Source organism: Bradyrhizobium sp. Kon56 (assembly GCF_055807635.1).
In genome coordinates this window covers 1-17008 of the sequence record NZ_JBVVOU010000006.1, presented here as the reverse complement: position 1 = coordinate 17008, position 17008 = coordinate 1, and the positions used below count along the sequence as shown (strand labels likewise).

The 17008-nt window shown below is 58.0% G+C and carries 13 protein-coding genes; 12 read left to right on the top strand and 1 reads right to left on the bottom strand.

Going from position 1 to position 17008, the window contains the following annotated elements:
• Positions 1-749 precede the first annotated feature (749 nt).
• Positions 750-1817, bottom strand: a complete 1068-nt coding sequence (locus AC0L3B_RS11680) for a cytochrome-c peroxidase (RefSeq protein WP_473380411.1) — start codon at positions 1815-1817, stop codon at positions 750-752.
• A 2440-nt stretch (positions 1818-4257) separates the two neighbouring features.
• Here AC0L3B_RS11680 and AC0L3B_RS11675 point away from each other — a divergent pair.
• The 12 genes from AC0L3B_RS11675 to AC0L3B_RS11620 all read left to right on the top strand — a co-directional run.
• A complete protein-coding gene (locus AC0L3B_RS11675; RefSeq protein WP_311979624.1) occupies positions 4258-4635 on the top strand; it encodes a helix-turn-helix domain-containing protein in 378 nt (125 codons plus the stop codon).
• 113 nt (positions 4636-4748) lie between these two features.
• Positions 4749-4928 carry a hypothetical protein gene (locus tag AC0L3B_RS11670; protein WP_204513330.1) on the top strand — a complete coding sequence of 60 codons (180 nt, stop codon included), beginning with the start codon at positions 4749-4751 and terminating at the stop codon, positions 4926-4928.
• A 345-nt stretch (positions 4929-5273) separates the two neighbouring features.
• The gene (locus AC0L3B_RS11665) at positions 5274-5615 is read left to right on the top strand and encodes a hypothetical protein (protein WP_204513331.1); all 342 of its coding nucleotides are present in this window, start codon (positions 5274-5276) and stop codon (positions 5613-5615) included.
• A gap of 1619 nt (positions 5616-7234) precedes the next feature.
• Positions 7235-8737: a nitrogenase molybdenum-iron protein alpha chain gene (nifD, locus tag AC0L3B_RS11660; protein WP_007600010.1), complete on the top strand. Its 1503-nt coding sequence runs from the start codon at positions 7235-7237 to the stop codon at positions 8735-8737.
• An 80-nt stretch (positions 8738-8817) separates the two neighbouring features.
• Positions 8818-10377, top strand: a complete 1560-nt coding sequence (gene nifK / locus AC0L3B_RS11655; RefSeq protein ID WP_204513332.1) for a nitrogenase molybdenum-iron protein subunit beta — start codon at positions 8818-8820, stop codon at positions 10375-10377.
• A gap of 115 nt (positions 10378-10492) precedes the next feature.
• The gene (gene nifE / locus AC0L3B_RS11650) at positions 10493-12136 is read left to right on the top strand and encodes a nitrogenase iron-molybdenum cofactor biosynthesis protein NifE (protein WP_204514053.1); all 1644 of its coding nucleotides are present in this window, start codon (positions 10493-10495) and stop codon (positions 12134-12136) included.
• A gap of 5 nt (positions 12137-12141) precedes the next feature.
• Positions 12142-13521 (top strand): nitrogenase iron-molybdenum cofactor biosynthesis protein NifN, encoded by a 1380-nt coding sequence (nifN, locus tag AC0L3B_RS11645; protein WP_473380410.1) that lies wholly within the window; start codon positions 12142-12144, stop codon positions 13519-13521.
• A 22-nt stretch (positions 13522-13543) separates the two neighbouring features.
• Positions 13544-13939, top strand: a complete 396-nt coding sequence (gene nifX / locus AC0L3B_RS11640) for a nitrogen fixation protein NifX (RefSeq protein ID WP_204513335.1) — start codon at positions 13544-13546, stop codon at positions 13937-13939.
• 10 nt (positions 13940-13949) lie between these two features.
• Positions 13950-14420 carry a NifX-associated nitrogen fixation protein gene (locus AC0L3B_RS11635; RefSeq protein ID WP_204513336.1) on the top strand — a complete coding sequence of 157 codons (471 nt, stop codon included), beginning with the start codon at positions 13950-13952 and terminating at the stop codon, positions 14418-14420.
• 7 nt (positions 14421-14427) lie between these two features.
• Positions 14428-14628: a CCE_0567 family metalloprotein gene (locus AC0L3B_RS11630; protein ID WP_085383723.1), complete on the top strand. Its 201-nt coding sequence runs from the start codon at positions 14428-14430 to the stop codon at positions 14626-14628.
• Between the two features lie 14 nt (positions 14629-14642).
• Positions 14643-14927 (top strand): ferredoxin III, nif-specific, encoded by a 285-nt coding sequence (fdxB, locus tag AC0L3B_RS11625; protein ID WP_204513337.1) that lies wholly within the window; start codon positions 14643-14645, stop codon positions 14925-14927.
• Positions 14928-16380: 1453 nt separating this feature from the next.
• Positions 16381-17008, top strand: a 628-nt coding sequence (locus AC0L3B_RS11620; protein ID WP_473380409.1) for a M16 family metallopeptidase, incomplete at its 3' end; no start/stop codon positions are given.

Here is a 17008-nt window from a genome sequence, read left to right as displayed (position 1 = left end):
GCGAGCTTCCAAAGTGTCCAGCGCCTACGAATGCCGGTTTGCCCCGGCGGAGGCGATCGCATACAGCGGCGACAAGCTCGAATCCGGCGGACGACCGCATGCCGGCCATACCGATTAGGTGACATATTCCAAGTCACTTACGCTCGACGCGAACCGCAGTCCTATCGCTTCATTTATCCATCCCATGGATGCGTCCCATCACAACAATCTATTTTACCGCCCTTGCGGAGTTTCATACCTAATTTGCGCCTTCGCGCGGTCTTCGGGAAGATTTGCTGGTATCGGCGGTGCCAAATACTGGCGCGTGACGGCAAACTGACGGTTGAGTTTCAGGGCTCGGCAGTCAAACCGCCTGCGCGATGGATCCCAGCTCCATCAAGGGGCTGCCCGTGCCAACCGGACAGCTGGCAAGTGGTGAGCAAGTCCTGAAGTTTACGACAGGAGCGGAAGGCAAGCGGCTCGATAAGTTGTGCAGAGCGATATCCGCTTCTCCCTGTTTGACGGCGAATGCCCTCGTCGTAAGTCGATCGCCGGTAGTCCTCCCTACCGACGAAAGCTGGAACGATGCGGAAAGCAGCGTCGCTCCCGCGTGACTTTCGCCCGGCCTCGCATTGAGGCCGGGCGGCTTTTTATGTGCCTGCTTATCAGTGACAGCAGGGGATCATTCATTTTGGCGTCATTGCGGGACCCCGGGCTCTTGGAGCGCATCTGTTGCTGTTCGGCAGGGAATGAGGCCGGTGCTGCTAAGGCTATCTGTCTATTGAAGGCTTTGGTGTCGTGTTGGTGCGCGTCGGCAGTATCGGATACTCGATCTTAGGCAGCCGACCGGTCAGCGAATTCAGAAATGCGACAATGTCGTTTTCCTCCCTATCGCTAAGCTTGGCGCCGAGCTGGATGTCATTCATTAGGGCAACAGCTTGCTTCAGGCTCCAAACCTGGCCCGAATGGAAGTAAGGGGCTCGCAACGCGACGTTCCGCAATGGCGCCGCGCGGAAGACATATTCGTCGCCAGCCGCCCAGGTAACCGCGAATCGGCCCTTATCGGCGTCCGGAAGCACGCTTGCATCCGGCTTTTTCATCACGCCGAACGGGAAGTAGGCCTGTCCACCGAGATTGATTCCATTGTGGCAAGAGGAACATCCCTTCGCCATAAACAGTGCCAACCCTGACTTCTGCTGATCATCGAGAGCACGTGTATTGCCCTCCAGATACTGGTCGAACGGAGCCGCAGGTGTAATGAGAGTCGCTTCAAAAGCCTCGATCGCCTTCGCAAAATTTTCAAAGGTGACCGGTCTCGCTTCGTTCGGAAAGGCGTTGTTGAACAGGGCGACGTAGCTGGGCATTGAGTTCAAGATACCGAGCACATGATCCGGAGTCGCATTCATTTCGGCACTCGCCTGCACCGGGCCGGTGGCTTGCGCCTTGAGGTCCGCGGCGCGTCCGTCCCAGAATTGCGCCGCATTGAACACTGCGTTGTAGACGGTTGGCGCCCGACGTAGGCCGACCTTCCAGCCGTGACCAACGGAGGTCGGACCGGCATCGACTCCGCCGGTGCCGAGATTGTGGCACGTATTGCAGCTAATGATCCCGCTCGCCGATAGACGCGGATCGAAGAACAGCATCTTGCCAAGCTCGACCTTTCCATGCGTCACCGGATTGTTTTTTACCGCAGGAATGACCGAGGGGATCGGATGGAAGATCTGCTTGGCGTTTCTCATCAGATCATCGTCGGCGTTAGCTCCTGACGACATCAACAGCCCAATAGCGAAAATAGATGCTTCAGCGACAAGCCGAAGCTCCGGGATCGACATGTTCATACACCGCCTCATTAGTTCTGATTGTTAAACAAGGAAACAGTCGAAAGCGATGCCACGCGTTCCTCGACGGTCCGGCGCAGCATGCAGCGGATCCTCAAGCGAGGCTGCATCAAAATGTACGACTTTGAGGAGCCCGCCGCGGCGTTCACGCAAGGGCTTGAGGGGCTCATGTGATTCGCGAGTTCGCTTTGAGCTTAGATCGAGGCCTCTGTTGGTCGATCAGACTAGCGGCTCAAGCGGCCTGATGGTCGGTCTGACAACAACAAGTGTGCCGCAAGCAGTAAGCTGTCCGGTGGCCGCATCGGTGCTCCATCGAGCGATTGGGTGGCCAATACGCTCCGCAAAGTTGATGTATCCGTCTTACACCCATGGCCGCGCTCAGCGCTCACGGTGTCATTGGACAATTAGCAACTGCGGTGCCAGTTGCGTCCGAGATGCAAGTTGCTGATTTAGTTGTAGAACGGGTCCGGACGAACAAACAAACTAGGATGTCTTGGTTTGATCACTACATTCAGTGTCACAGATGCCACAAGTGCCAGGCCGGGCTAGAGTGATCGCAGATACCTTTGTGGTGAGGTTCGCTTGCCAGCCGCACGCGGGAACGGCGGTAACAAGACCTACGCAGCTGGGCGAGACACTGAGCCGAGGCGCCTGGCGGTGCGCATCGTTCACGATTTCGCCGAGCCCTGCCGACTGAAGCCTCTCCGACTCATATCCGGGCCGCTCTGGCGCGCCGCGGCCGCGAAGCCCGGCTCGTTCGTAAAGGACGAGCCTCCGAACCGAACATGGATTGATTCAATTCCACCTGAGGTTCGCTGGCATGGCAATTGCCGTGCTCAAGTCTGAAAGGCGCGGCTGCCCAGAGTTTGACGGCGCGACCGTCCGATTGATCGCTACTCCAATTCGACAGGTGACCAGCCTGACCCCTGTCCGGCGGGTGTTGGTTGGATTACCAAGTCGGCCCACTCACGGGCTGCTGCTCGGTTTTGAAATCCTGCGCGCTGGGGCAAAATAAGCTGAACTTCTGCAGGAGCAACCGCTACTTCGTGCTCTTGCGTTGAATGATGCCGATACAAGAGGACACGCTGGGAGGAGATCGTGACATCAGTCCGCAGATGGCCCAAGTCCTAAGAGTTATCGGCGTGTTAGCGAGGAAGAACGTGATTGAGCTCTTGTCCATGGCTGGTTCAAGTTGGATACGGTATCCGTGATGACTTCGATTGACGAGCGCTTGAATGAGATCAGATCCGTACGGAATGACATTTGGCGTTGTCGCAGAAGGCTTCAAAGCGAGCTAGATGATCTCCAGCGTAAGATGCTCGAAGAGCGTCTGCTTGAGCGGCAGTCTGCCTTTGAACGGCTTGTCTCGGCCACGTTTCCTTTTACATTGAGATTGTGAAGCAAAATTTCGGGACCTGTGCCGCGGGAGCATTCCGCGTTGAATAGCCTCCGCTCACAGAGCGCCTGCGCCTGGGTCAGGAATGTAGCGCTCCGGCGCCGCGGGCCGTCGCGCCCCTCATGGCCGCCGCCGACCTGAAAAGCGCGGCCGATAGCCTTGGTTCACCGACGTGCTGCCCGCTGCGCACCGATAATGAAATCGTTCCGGCCCCATCCAAGGGCACTGCCGGGGGATACCGCTCGCCTCGCTTCTGCGACACCGCAGTCACCTGAGTAACGTTGATCCGGCAGAGCGATCGAAGGCGCTTGAATCGCCCGTAGCGTCAGATTGTACAGAGCAGGGAACGTTATTTCAGATCAGGTGCAGTCGAATGATAAGACCCGCTCTCGCTTTTGTACTATGTTCCGCTCTCGAGTGGATCGGGCTAGGCATGGGGGCGGTTGCGGAAACAAGGCGGTACGCGTGCACGATCACTGCCGCCGATCGAGAGCCGGCCGGAGTTCGGAATGAGCGGGTTATTCTCACCGTTCAATATGGCTGCCGGATCGCAGGTGGTCTCTTGACCGACGCGGGGATCACAGCAGTGTCGGTCAGCGAGTGGGCTGCTGACAAAAGGACATACTTGGCGTCCATGGAATTTCACCACGCGCTGGAGGGAGTTGCACTTGGGCAACTCTCCGAGGCGTCCGACTTCTCTAGCATGGAAGGCGAGCAAGACATTGGGGTCGCAACTTCCGGCACGACAGTTTTCACATTCGCATCTGGTTCATTGGCCGACCTTTCAGGGAAGACCCTTAAATTCACGACAAAACCCACCGGCCTACGTAGCTTCGAGTTGGAGTTCACAGACTGGCCAGAATCTCTTCTATGGAAGTGACGCGTGTCTTACGCTGAATTCCGCAGGCGCGCGCACACGAATACTGTCCATACTCTTACGCACACACATATGTGCTCCCCGGCCTGTATATGCCGTCCCCCAAGACGAGCACAGCCGCAACAGGTTAAGCCAAAACTCCGAAGGCACTCGAGCGCGGTAGAGCGTTGAAATTCACCTTCACGCGGTCCGATCAGCAGCTCTTTTGGCCGCCGATCCGCATATGGGACGATCTGGCCTCGCATGGCAGCGCCTGCGCGACACGGAAGCAGTCAACACGGAATAAACGCAGCTCGATCACGAGCACGAAGAAGAAGTTGCCGGCCAACCGCCTCCCGAACGCCGACGAGTACCAACTCAAGGCAGCCCTCATTGTACAACTGAAGCGGTTGATGGCGGAGCGGGACATCACTCAGACCGAAGCCGCGAAGCTCGTCGGCGTGAAGCAACCCAACATCTCCAAGCTGCTTCGAGGGCAGTTCAAGTTGGTTTCCGTGGAAAGCTGCTGCGCATGCTGGCGGCGTTCGATCAGGATGTCGAAATAAAGGTAAAGCCACATCGGAAGCGTGGCGAAGGGGCCGCATCACGCTTATTCGGGCCTAAGAGCTGCCGAAACGGAGGGTTCATGACATCTAACCCGACGGCGGCATAAGCGCTCATGAACTCACCCTCCAGTGCCCGATCTGCAATCGAGATTCGGCTGACTGAATCCTTCGCCCCCGCTGTTCTCGCCGAGACCCGCCAGCGTTTTCAGGAACAACTGGGCGAAGGATGCGAGGTCGCCCGAGAGACCGAAGCGCTTCAGCAGGAGCTCGAGAAGCTCAAAAGGGAAGATTAACGCGTCGAGCGCTAGGTCGTGAACCGACGCGGCGGCTTAGTGCAGCAGCCAAGTCGTCCCTACAGAAGCGAAAGGCGCGCGAGGCAGAGCGATCGATTCGGAGGAGATGATCTCCGCTTGCACGACGGGCATCTTCCATCCAGAGGGCAGACATCGTTAGAGCGGGATCCCGGCTGGAGTCTTCGCCAGCCCAAGTACCGAATGCCGTGACATGGCGTCCAATGCGGATTTCGAGGAAAATCGGGACTGTCACGGAGAATCAATTTAGCTGAGCGCGGTCAAGCCAAAGACGACGTTCAGGATGGCCCCAGGCGCAGTGATGCCGAACCTAGAAGGCGATGATGGTTGGCAGAAGGTACCAAGTGGGATCATTCCAACCAGTCCAACGGACATGCTGATCAAAGCGGAAAGCGCGACGATGGCAGCGATGAGTCCGATCCCGAACTGCCGGTGCTCGGTGATGTTCAAGGCGATACTTTCTTCGTCCCTCCCTCGAGCTTCAATGCCGCAAGTAACCGATCTTTGGCGGCGTCCATTTTCGAAGTGGAGCCGTTCATACTCCTCGCGAAGCGCGGCATCGACGAACAGGGTCCGTCACGGAAGCCGAAGCTGATCATCTTGAAGAACGCCGGCGCCGACCCCTGGGCTTTCGGGACCGCTCACGCCCGATGGCCGGTTCTAACGTGAACTTCTCCTCCATCTCATTCTGGACGCAAAATGACTGAAACAACCGCGAGAAAGGCGAGAGCAGCAATTGATCCGGTCCGGACACGTCCTCCCTGTGGGGCGTCCGCATAGCTTCCACCCTGGATTTTCTTGTCGATGCTGGTCCCGTAAGCCCAGCACGAAATATAAACGCTCAGAATGGCAACCTGGATAATTGGATTTGCATTCGACAGCGCCGTGATGGGTATGTCCTTGAGCGCAAGTCCCACGAACCCAAGCGCTATTATCCCGTAACAGTGGTGATGCACCAATTTACAAGCGTTGCAATGCGTGAAATCCGCACCTGAGCACTTCGGTCGGAGGTCTTGGCCTTTTTACCATAAATTACCTGGGCAAGAAAAATACCGTTCAAGTGGACCATCGGCGCGCTGCTCTGCAAAAATGCTGGCGGAGCGCGTTAGCAAAACTGGTTTCAATGGCGATTGATATACCACGCAACGGAGGTAAGCGTAAGGAAGTTCGATCCTGTCCTGGAACGAGAAAGGATAAATCGACCAGTGGTCCGCATTCGACCTGCCTTATCTCGACTGCCGACACTTGCGAAGCTGCCGGCCTTTCCGTGAATCCGCTCAAACTGTCTGACGCGTCAGAATCCGATCTTCCCCTTCGTCGAACTACGCCGAACGCAAAAACCTGCAGATTGTTTGATGCGGAAGCGCCCTGTGTCAAAGCCGGCAAATTCGAATCCGGGCAAGCCCGAGGTGACCGTTTGCGGAGTTTAAGCTACCGCGCTGCTTGGGAATTGATCAGCTTACGTGCTCTCCACGGCGTCAGGTGTTCGCCCCTCCGAGCGCGCCTCTCCGCAGTATCAAATAAAAGAACGCCGGAGCGAGAGACCACACGGAAATGGAAGAGGACTGCTGCTGGGCAACTGAGTTCTTGTGGAGACATCTGCAGCAGGTGGTGGAGCGTCGATGCGATTCTTGCTCGGGGTAGGATCGCGAGCACGATGGGCACATTCTAACCCCGCTGAAACCGCTTCGAACGGATGGTGTTTGCGATCGCTGGATCGGCGCGTACGAAGCAGGCTGCGCATCGGAGTGACGTCGGCGCGGCCAGACTCCAGCCACGCCGCTGGTGGAGAGCGTAACCGATTGTTTTGTTTCAGACAGGGCGTTGCGGCTACGCTTCTCGGTGGCAGACAGGGTCAGGTTTATAACAATCCGCATCCGGCAGCTATCTAGCTCTATAAACGTTGCTTTTTCTATTCGACCGGCGCTGGCACACTCGTTGCAGACCCCTGCGCAGGAGGCGGCTGTTAGTCCTTTGCATCCCGTGCACAGGGACATGCCCCGTGATCGCACGCGAGTGAATAAAGAACCCGATATGACCAACCGCTGGAGAGCAGGCATGACTTTCACCGAGAAGCGTCATGGTCGTCGATAGACAGCGTCACACATGGGCGCTCCTAACCGCTCAGCCGAGATGAGCTACCGCTGCGGCATGAACGTCGCGAAGTTGCGATCGGTAGGACCGCCCACGCAGATTGCACGCTTACCTGAACGCCGGATCGGATAATCCGTCGGTCTACCGCAAAAGCGTCGCTTCTTGTTGAGACCACAATCGAAAAGGAAACCTGTATGAGCCGAGCACCTACCCAAAGCGTTGCAGAGATCAAGGCGCGCAACAAGCAGCTAATCGATGAGGTGTTGACGGTCTACCCCGAGAAGACCGCCAAAAGGCGCGCCAAGCATCTCAGTGTTCACGAGGCGGGGAAGTCGGATTGTGGCGTCAAGTCGAATATCAAGTCCATTCCCGGCGTGATGACCATCCGCGGCTGCGCCTATGCGGGCTCCAAGGGCGTGGTCTGGGGACCCATCAAGGACATGATCCACATCAGCCACGGTCCGGTCGGCTGCGGTCAGTACTCGTGGGGCTCGCGGCGCAACTACTACGTCGGAACGACCGGCATCGACACGTTCGTGACACTGCAGTTCACCTCCGATTTTCAGGAGAAGGACATCGTGTTCGGCGGCGATAAAAAGGTCACGAAACTCATCGATGAGCTCCAGGAGCTATTTCCTCTCAACAGGGGCATCACCATTCAGTCCGAATGTCCGATTGGCTTGATCGGTGACGATATCGAGGCGGTCTCCCGAGAAAAATCGAAGGAATATGGCGGCAAAACCATCGTGCCTGTGCGGTGCGAGGGCTTCCGTGGCGTGTCGCAGTCGCTCGGCCATCACATCGCGAACGACGCCGTTCGGGATTGGATCTTTGACAAGAGCGCCCCAGAGACCAGCCCTAAATTTGAACCGACGCCATATGATGTTGCGATCATCGGCGACTACAACATCGGCGGCGACGCATGGTCGTCACGAATCCTGCTAGAAGAAATGGGCCTACGCGTCATCGCCCAGTGGTCCGGGGATGGATCTCTCGCTGAATTGGAGGCGACGCCGAAGGCAAAGCTCAACATACTGCATTGCTATCGCTCGATGAACTACATCTCACGGCACATGGAGGAAAAATTCGGGATTCCCTGGTGCGAGTACAACTTCTTCGGTCCTTCCAAAATCGCGGAGTCGCTGCGAAAAATTGCAAGCTTCTTCGATGACAAGATCAAGCAAGGCGCCGAACGCGTCATCGCGAAATATCAACCGCTTGTCGATGCTGTGACCGCGAAATACCGGCCGCGGCTTGAAGGCAAGACGGTAATGCTGTTCGTCGGCGGCTTGCGTCCTCGCCACGTCATCGGCGCCTATGAGGACCTCGGCATGGATGTTGTCGGCACGGGCTATGAGTTCGGGCATAACGACGACTACCAACGCACCGCCCAGCACTACGTCAAAGATGGCACGCTGATCTACGACGATGTCACCGGCTACGAATTCGAGCGCTTCGTCGAAAAGATCCGGCCAGACCTGGTCGGCTCCGGTATCAAGGAAAAATACGTCTTCCAAAAAATGGGTGTGCCGTTCCGCCAAATGCATTCCTGGGACTACTCGGGTCCTTACCACGGCTATGACGGCTTCGCGATCTTCGCCCGCGACATGGACATGGCGATTAACTCCCCGATTTGGGGGAAGACCACGGCACCTTGGAAGGACGCTCCGCAGCCGAGCCTCATGGCCGCGGAATAGGAAGCCGACCCCGGGCCGTTTCTTTCCGCAGAGGAGGGGAAGGGCAGGAGAACGAACGCAAGAACCCAAAGAGTGCTATGATGACACAGAACGCCGAACACATACTCGACCACTCCGAGCTTTTCCGGGGAGACGAATACCAGCAGATGCTGGCCAAGAAGAAGGCGCTATTTGAGAATCCGCATGATCCCGCCGAAGTCGATCGCATCAAAGAATGGTCCAAGACGTCCGAGTACCGCGAGAAGAACTTCGCCCGCGAGGCGCTAACCGTTAATCCGGCGAAGGCTTGCCAGCCGCTGGGTGCGGTGTTCGCCGCCCTCGGGTTCGAGCGCACACTGCCGTTCGTCCACGGCTCACAGGGCTGCGTCGCGTATTATCGCAGCCATCTGTCACGGCACTTCAAGGAGCCGACCTCGTGCGTCTCCTCGTCCATGACGGAAGACGCGGCCGTGTTCGGGGGGCTTAACAATCTTACGGACGGGCTTGCCAACAGCTATAGCATGTACAAGCCGAAGATGATCGCGGTCGCCACGACCTGCATGGCGGAAGTCATCGGCGACGACCTCAATGCCTTCATCAAAACATCAAAGGAAAAAGGTTCAGTCCCAGCGGACTACGACGTACCATTCGCTCACACTCCTGCGTTCGTCGGCAGCCACGTTACTGGCTACGACAATACGCTCAAGGGCATCCTCGAGCATTTCTGGGATGGCAAAGCCGGCACGGCCCCAAAACTCGAGCGTAAAGCGAACAACACGATCAACTTCATCGGTGGCTTCGACGGCTACACTGTCGGAAACATCCGTGAGATAAAGCGTATCTTCGAGCTGATGGGGATCGGCTACACCATCCTCGCGGATAACAGTGACGTGTTCGATACCCCCACGGACGGCGAGTTCCGCATGTATGATGGGGGCACTACACTAAAGGATGCCGCGAACGCTGTCCACGCCAAGGCAACCATTTCCATGCAGCAATATTGCACGGAGAAGACGTTGTCCTTCATCAAAGGGCACGATCAGGAGGTCGTCGCTTTCAATCACCCGCTGGGCATCAGCGCCACGGACGATTTCCTGATGACACTGTCGCGTATCACCAACAAGGCAATTCCAAATGCGCTGGAGCAGGAGCGCGGGCGCCTGGTAGACGCAATGGCTGATTCTAGCGCGCATGTTCACGGCAAGAAGTTCGCGATCTACGGCGATCCAGACCTCTGCTATGGTTTGGCCGCATTCCTGCTGGAGCTCGGCGCTGAGCCGACCCACGTGCTGTCGACGAACGCGAGTAAGGCCTGGGAGCAGAGGATGCAGGCGCTGTTCGCGAGCTCGCCCTTCGGTAAAAACTGCCGCGCCTTCCCGGGCAAGGATCTCTGGCATATGCGCTCGCTCCTGTTCACAGAGCCAGTCGATTTCCTGATCGGTAACACCTACGGCAAGTATCTCGAGCGTGACACCGGAACGCCGCTAATCCGCATCGGCTTTCCCATCTTCGATCGCCATCATCACCATCGTTATCCAGTGTGGGGCTATCAGGGGAGCATGAATGTGCTGGTCAAGATTCTCGACAAGATCTTTGATGAGATCGATCGAAAGACCAGCTCGGTTGGCAAGACAGACTACAGCTTCGACATCATACGCTAAGGCGAGCTCCCCGCCTCATCGTCCGCAGGAACAGCGGCGCTGCGGCGGGGATCACAGGTTGTCCGCCGTCCCTCCTTGTGGTCTGCGGTGTGTTGACATCCCCGAGAGAGACACCATGACTTCGCTTCCCACGACCATACAGGACGTTTTTAACGAACCGGGCTGCGCCAGGAACGCGAGCAAGTCGAAGGTCGAGCGCAAGAATGGTTGCACCAAGCAGCTCAAGCCGGGCGGCGCCGCGGGCGGATGTGCCTTCGATGGCGCCAAAGTCGCGCTGCAGCCCTTCACCGATGTCGCCCATCTTGTGCATGGTCCAATCGCCTGTGAGGGCAATTCCTGGGACAATCGTGGTTCGGTCTCCTCCGGCTCCGATCTATGGCGCAGAAGCTTCACCACAGACATGAGCGAGACCGATATCGTCTTCGGCGGCGAGAAGCGGCTGTACAGGGCAGTCAAGGAGATCACAGAGAAATACGACCCGCAGGCCATCTTCGTCTACCAGACATGCGTGCCCGCAATGATCGGGGACGACATCGATATGGTCTGCAAGGCGGCCTCCGCCAAATTCGGCAAACCGGTCATTCCCATCAATTCACCGGGATTTGTCGGGTCGAAGAATCTTGGTAACAAGCTTGCTGGCGAAGCACTGCTGGAGCATGTCATCGGTACCGGAGAGCCCGATTACACGACGCCGTATGATGTCAACATCATCGGCGAATACAATCTGTCCGGCGAGCTCTGGCAGGTCAAGCCCCTGCTCGATGAGCTCGGAATTCGGATCCTGTCGTGCATCTCGGGGGACGGCAAGTATCGCGAGGTCGCTTATTCGCACCGAGCCAAAGCCGCGATGATGGTTTGCTCAAGGGCAATGATCAACGTCGCACGCAAGATGAGGCAGCGCTACGGCATCCCGTTTTTTGAAGGCTCCTTCTACGGTATTGAGGATACCAGCGATTCACTCCGCCAGATCGCGCGCATGCTGATCGAGAGTGGTGCGCCGGCTGAGCTGATGGAACGCACGCAAGCCCTGATCGCACGCGAAGAGACCAAGGCCTGGGCTGCGATTGAACGTTTCAAGCCGCGCTTTGCCGGCAAGAGGGTTGTTCTCATCACCGGCGGTGTGAAATCCTGGTCGATGGTGGCCGCCTTGCAGGAGGCCGGGCTCGAGATCGTCGGCACGTCCGTGAAGAAATCGACCAAGAAGGACAAGGAACGTATCAAGGAATTAATGGGCCAGGACGCCCATATGATCGAGGACATGTCGCCTCGCGAAATCTACAAGATGCTCAAGGACGCAAAAGCCGATATCATGCTCTCGGGCGGCAAGTCGCAATTCGTCGCACTAAAGGCGGCGATGCCGTGGCTCGATATCAACCAGGAGCGCTGCCACGCCTATATGGGCTATGTCGGGATTCTCAAGCTCATGGAGGAGATCGAGAAGGCGCTCTACAATCCGATATGGGATCAGCTCCGCCAAGCCGCGCCATGGGATGAGTTCGACCGGAAGCTTCAGGCAAGGACGGCTGCGCAGATGCATGCGCAAGCCGCGGATCCAGTTCGGGACCCGAGCAGGAACAGCGTCAGGACGATAAGTTTTTCCAATCAAGCTGAGGCCAGCGAGGGTGAGAGCGCGATTGCGCCGCATGGCCCGAAGCTCGGCGAGCCCACCAAGCCGTTCACCAGTTCCAGCGGGCGTTGCATTGCTTGTAAGGACATTCCTTCCGATCTCCAGCCGGCGGCACTGCAGGCGGCGGAGTAGGGGACATGGCGATCGTCACTACCTCGAAGAAAGCCTGTTCGGTCAATCCGCTCAAGATGAGCCAGCCGATCGGCGGCTCATTCGCCTTCATGGGGTTGCGCGGCGCGATGCCGCTTTTGCACGGCCCGCAAGGTTGCGCCTCTTTTGGGCTGACGCTGTTCGTGCGCCATTTCAATGAAGCCGTGCCGATGCAGACAACTGCTATGAGCGAGGTTGCGACCGTGCTCGGCGGCCACGAGAATCTCGAACAGGCAATCCTCAACATCTACAATCGCGTCGCGCCCGAGATCATTGGCATCAATTCGACTGGGGTCACCGAAACCAACGGCGATGACGTCGAAGCCTTCATCCGGCTGATCCGACAGAAGCACCCGCAGCTCGAAAAGCTCCCTCTTGTCTACGTCTCGACTCCGGATTTCAAGGATGCCTTTCAGGATGGCTGGGGCAAGACGGTGGCGCGGATGATCGAGGTGCTTGTGACTCCGTTCGACCCAGCGAGACCGCGCGATGCGTCCCGCGTTAACGTGCTACCTGGTTGCCACCTCACGCCCGGCGACATCGACGAGCTTCGCACGATCTTTGAGGATTTCGGTCTCAAGCCCTCCTTCCTGCCGGACCTTGCAGGTTCGCTGGACGGCCACATCCCCGACGAATTCACGCCGACTACGATCGGGGGGATTGGAGTGGACGAAATTGCGACCATGGGGCAGGTGGCTTGGACGATCGCGATCGGCGCGCAAATGCGCCGTGCGGCCGAGACCATACAGGTGCGGACAGGCGCGCCGTTCCGTCTATTCGAGCGGCTCTGTGGCCTTATCCCAAACGACGAATTGATGGCGTTCCTGAGCCAGATCACCGGCCGGTCGGTACCCTCGAAGTATCGCCGGCAGCGTGGACAGCTGGCAGACGCCATGCTGGATGCCCATTTCCATATCGGCGGCCGCAAGCTCGCGATTGGCGCCGAGCCGGACCTATTATTTGACCTCTCCAGCTTGCTCCACGAGATGGGGGCGCAGGTCACTGCTGCGGTGACCACGACGAACTCACCGGTGCTCCAGCGGGTCAGGACAGAGGACGTCCTGATCGGCGATCTTGAGGACCTTGAAGAGCTTGCCAGGTCGTGTGACTGCGACCTTTTGATGTCGCATTCACATGGTCGCCAGGCCGCTTCGCGACTCAATGTCCCGTTCTTCCGGGTGGGCTTTCCGATGTTCGATCGCCTTGGCGCCGCGCACCTCACAGCAGTCGGCTATCGCGGCACGCGCGATCTGATCTTTGACATCGCCAATCTCATCATCACCGACCGCGAAACCAACCATCGGCCGACGCCTGACACCTGGCGATCTAACACCGACCCGCAGGTCGATCGGCCTCGGTCGCATTGAGCAGGGAGAGAAAACAACACCGATGAAAGTTGCATTCGCCACTCAAGACTTGAAGCATGTCGATGCGCACTTCGGCTGGGCCAAGAACATCGCGATCTACGAGGTCGGCCCGGAGGGGCATCGGTTTATTGAGGCGATCCAGTTCGGCGGCGACCTCACCGAAGACGGCAATGAGGATAAGCTCGCGCCCAAGATCGAGGCGATCAGGGACTGCGCAATCCTCTATGTTGCGGCCATTGGCGGCTCGGGTGCTGCGCGAGTCGTCGCGAGCAAGATCCATCCAATGAAGGTGCTGCAACCAGAGCCCATCGACGACCTTTGCGTCAAACTCGAAACCGTGCTGAAGGGCTCGCCGCCGCCCTGGCTGCGGAAGCTGCTCGCGAAAAACCCGGAACGCACAGTGGATTTCGAAGTCTGAAGGAACGAGGATGCCTGATCCGTCCGAAATCACTCCAGCCGCCGCGGCGGCGGAGGGTCCATTTCTGAAAGAGCTCATCAAGATCTGGCGAGCCCAGGACACCCACGGCGCCTGGGAGGGCAAGAAAGATCTCGAGCTGCTCGAACCCTACGTTCTGGATAAGCGCAAGCGCCGTGCGCTGCCGATCGTCGGCAATCCCGACGCCGACACGACATGGCGGCTGGAGCTGTTTTTTGACGCCGTTGCGCTCTCGATCGAGAAGGCGACCGGCGTGATGATCTCGCCAATGCTGAAGATGCATCAGGAAGGGTTCGGTCGGATCGTGCTGATCGGAGGCCGGCTCGTTGTGGTGAGCAAGCAGCTGCGCGACGTGCATCGCTTTGGTTTCGGCCATCTCTCTGATCTCGCTGATCAAGGCGACAAATTCGTCAACAGTGGCGTTGAGATAATCCGTAAGTTTCCGGAAGTGGCAAATTATTGAGGCAAGCATGAGCGATGTTGAAAGCCTGAAAGCGGAAATAAAGAAACTGTCGGCCAAGGCGACCCAAGCCAAGATGGACCTCCACGACCTCTCCGAGGAGCTGCCGGTCAACTGGCCCTCGATCCTGAGCGTGGCCCACAACGCCCACGCTGCCTTCAGCGAGCTCGAAAGCAAGCGTCAACATCTCCAAGCGCTTGAAAAAGCATAACGGACCCAAAGCCAATGTCATTCAGGACCCGCGACGGTCGCAATTGGAGGCCGGACTACCTGGTTTCTATCGATCCCAAGAAGTGCATCGGCTGCGGCCGCTGCTACAAGGTTTGCGGCCGCGAGGTTATGACGCTGAAGGGGCTATGCGAGGATGGCGAAATCATCGATCTCGATGAGGAGGACGATGAGCTCGAAAAAAAAGTCATGGTGTTGAAGGACGAAGGCGCTTGCATCGGCTGCAGCGCCTGCGCCCGGGTGTGTCCAACAAACTGTCAGACCCACACACTACCTGCTTGAATTAGCTTTCTTCCGCGATGTCGACGAGTCAGTGGTCAGATACAAGCTGGTAGGGAACGCCAACATTCAACCTGTCCTACTTGCGTGAAGCCGGCAGTTGCCAACTCGGGCGTGACCTCGCATGGTCCAGCTGACCGTTCGTCCGTTCCATGGGTATGGGGAGATATCGCAATACGAGCGCGCTCGACGCGCTCACGCGGGCTGTAGTCGCCGGCCGGCGAATGCAGTTGATGAGCTGGGGCAGCTTCGGTTGCGGCATTTCGTCCGTCGACTAGTACGGAAACCCTCGAGGTCAAGCTTCAGTCTGCGGTCGCTCCTCAGCCCGCCGATCGACGCGGTCAGCCGGACCTTACGGGCCCGCCACCCCTCAGCGTAATCGAAGACAGTGCTCCTTAGCGATGAGGTGTTCAGGCGACAACTCGCCATATTCGCGCGGGCAAACTATACGCACCTAAGAAGGTTTCGGCGCTGTGAGTCCATTACACTCGGGAGTCCACTGTCGCAGCAAGTCCATAGCGCGCCGCTTTCGAGAGCGTCGTTGAAGCGCCCCTTCTTCCCGGGGACTATCGCTCCCTTCTGAAGCATCCAAACGAGACCGTTCTTGCGGAGGACCTCTCAATCGCCTTCCCGGCGAGGCACTCGTTCGCCATTCACAAACCCTTAGAAAATGCACGTTCTTTAATAGATCAGGACCTCTGGTAGTGAAGCGGACCCATCCGGGGCTACGGCCATGTGATCAGCTATCTTGAAGACGGCGACTGGGCCGTGCTTACTCGCTTGATGGCCATCAATCTACGTTTCAAAGACGCCGTTGCCCACCGCAGACTATGCCGCCGCTGGGTCGCGGGCACTGCGTCCATATCGTCTATGATGCGGATCGACTGTGGACAGGGTCGCACCCCGTCTAAAGCACGCGCGGCTGACGCGGCTTAAACCCGAAACTCTGATTCCTGAGCTGGTGCGCACGCTCCAATTCTCTTGTGGTGTAGCCGCTGAGCTGCTCGACGATCCCTCTCAGCTAGATCGTCAGTTGCTCGACATGTTCGGGCTCGTGTCCTGACGCGCGAAAGAGCCGTGTGTGTAAAGAGGCATGGAAATCGTTTCCTAATAGCCTTGGTTCGGCACACTGCGACCAGCCGTTCGAGGCCCTTCGAAACGAGGTCGTGCAGGGGTGCTCAGAAAAGTGGGGCAACGGCGAGGCAGCGAGTTGTCGTGTGTGCAACGTCGTGTTCGCAACATGTTTCGCGGATACCAAACAGAGTGCGGGTTGGCTTTCGAAGAGAAGACACGCTTTGCGCCGCGCTTGCGCCCAGCTGACTGCGCCGGTCGGTGCGCAGAAGAGTCACGAGATTGGCCCGACATTTGCTCCGCTGCTTACCACGGCGTGCGGCTCACCTGCTTTGTCGCGATGTCCGCTGCAGAACGTGGATCTCCACTGACCAAAGGCCATCACATGAAAAATTCCAGGTCCCTGACATTGATTGGCGCGGCCACTTTTGCCCTGGCCTCGATGACCCCTACCGCGCCGGCGGTCGAATATAGAGCGGAAAATAGTCAGGATCCTAGTTCCGGCGGCGTTCCTGCGAACAGGAGCGTTCTTGCCCAGATCACACACAGCTGGGAACGACCAGCGAGCTTCACGCTTCAGAATGGCCTGCAAGTCGTGGTGATCGTCGATCACCGCACACCGGTGGTGACGGAGATGATCTGGTACAAGGTTGGCTCCGCCGACGAGAAGTCGGGCAAGTCCGGGCTCGCGCACTTCCTCGAGCACCTGATGTTCAAGGGAACGGCCAACCATCCGGCCGGCGAATTCTCGCAGACCGTGGGGCGGATCGGCGGCAACGAGAACGCCTTCACCTCCCTCGATTACACCGCCTATTTCCAGCGCGTGCCGCGCGAGCAGCTCGCGCGGATGATGGACTTCGAAGCCGACCGCATGACCGGCCTGATCCTGAAGGATGAGAACGTGCGGCCCGAGCGCGAGGTCGTGCTGGAAGAATTCAACATGCGCGTCGCCAACAATCCGGACGCGCGGCTGAACGAGCAGATCATGGCCGCGCTCTATCTCAACCATCCCT

Excerpts from the sequence above, each read along its gene's own strand:
- AC0L3B_RS11630 (WP_085383723.1), top strand. The coding sequence starts at position 14,428 with ATGAGCGATGTTGAAAGCCTGAAAGCGGAAATAAAGAAACTGTCGGCC.
- nifD (WP_007600010.1), top strand. The coding sequence starts at position 7,235 with ATGAGCCGAGCACCTACCCAAAGCGTTGCAGAGATCAAGGCGCGCAAC.
- nifN (WP_473380410.1), top strand. The coding sequence starts at position 12,142 with ATGGCGATCGTCACTACCTCGAAGAAAGCCTGTTCGGTCAATCCGCTC.
- fdxB (WP_204513337.1), top strand. The coding sequence starts at position 14,643 with ATGTCATTCAGGACCCGCGACGGTCGCAATTGGAGGCCGGACTACCTG.
- nifX (WP_204513335.1), top strand. The coding sequence starts at position 13,544 with ATGAAAGTTGCATTCGCCACTCAAGACTTGAAGCATGTCGATGCGCAC.
- AC0L3B_RS11680 (WP_473380411.1), bottom strand. The coding sequence starts at position 1,817 with ATGAACATGTCGATCCCGGAGCTTCGGCTTGTCGCTGAAGCATCTATT.
- AC0L3B_RS11670 (WP_204513330.1), top strand. The coding sequence starts at position 4,749 with ATGAACTCACCCTCCAGTGCCCGATCTGCAATCGAGATTCGGCTGACT.
- nifE (WP_204514053.1), top strand. The coding sequence starts at position 10,493 with ATGACTTCGCTTCCCACGACCATACAGGACGTTTTTAACGAACCGGGC.
- AC0L3B_RS11635 (WP_204513336.1), top strand. The coding sequence starts at position 13,950 with ATGCCTGATCCGTCCGAAATCACTCCAGCCGCCGCGGCGGCGGAGGGT.
- nifK (WP_204513332.1), top strand. The coding sequence starts at position 8,818 with ATGACACAGAACGCCGAACACATACTCGACCACTCCGAGCTTTTCCGG.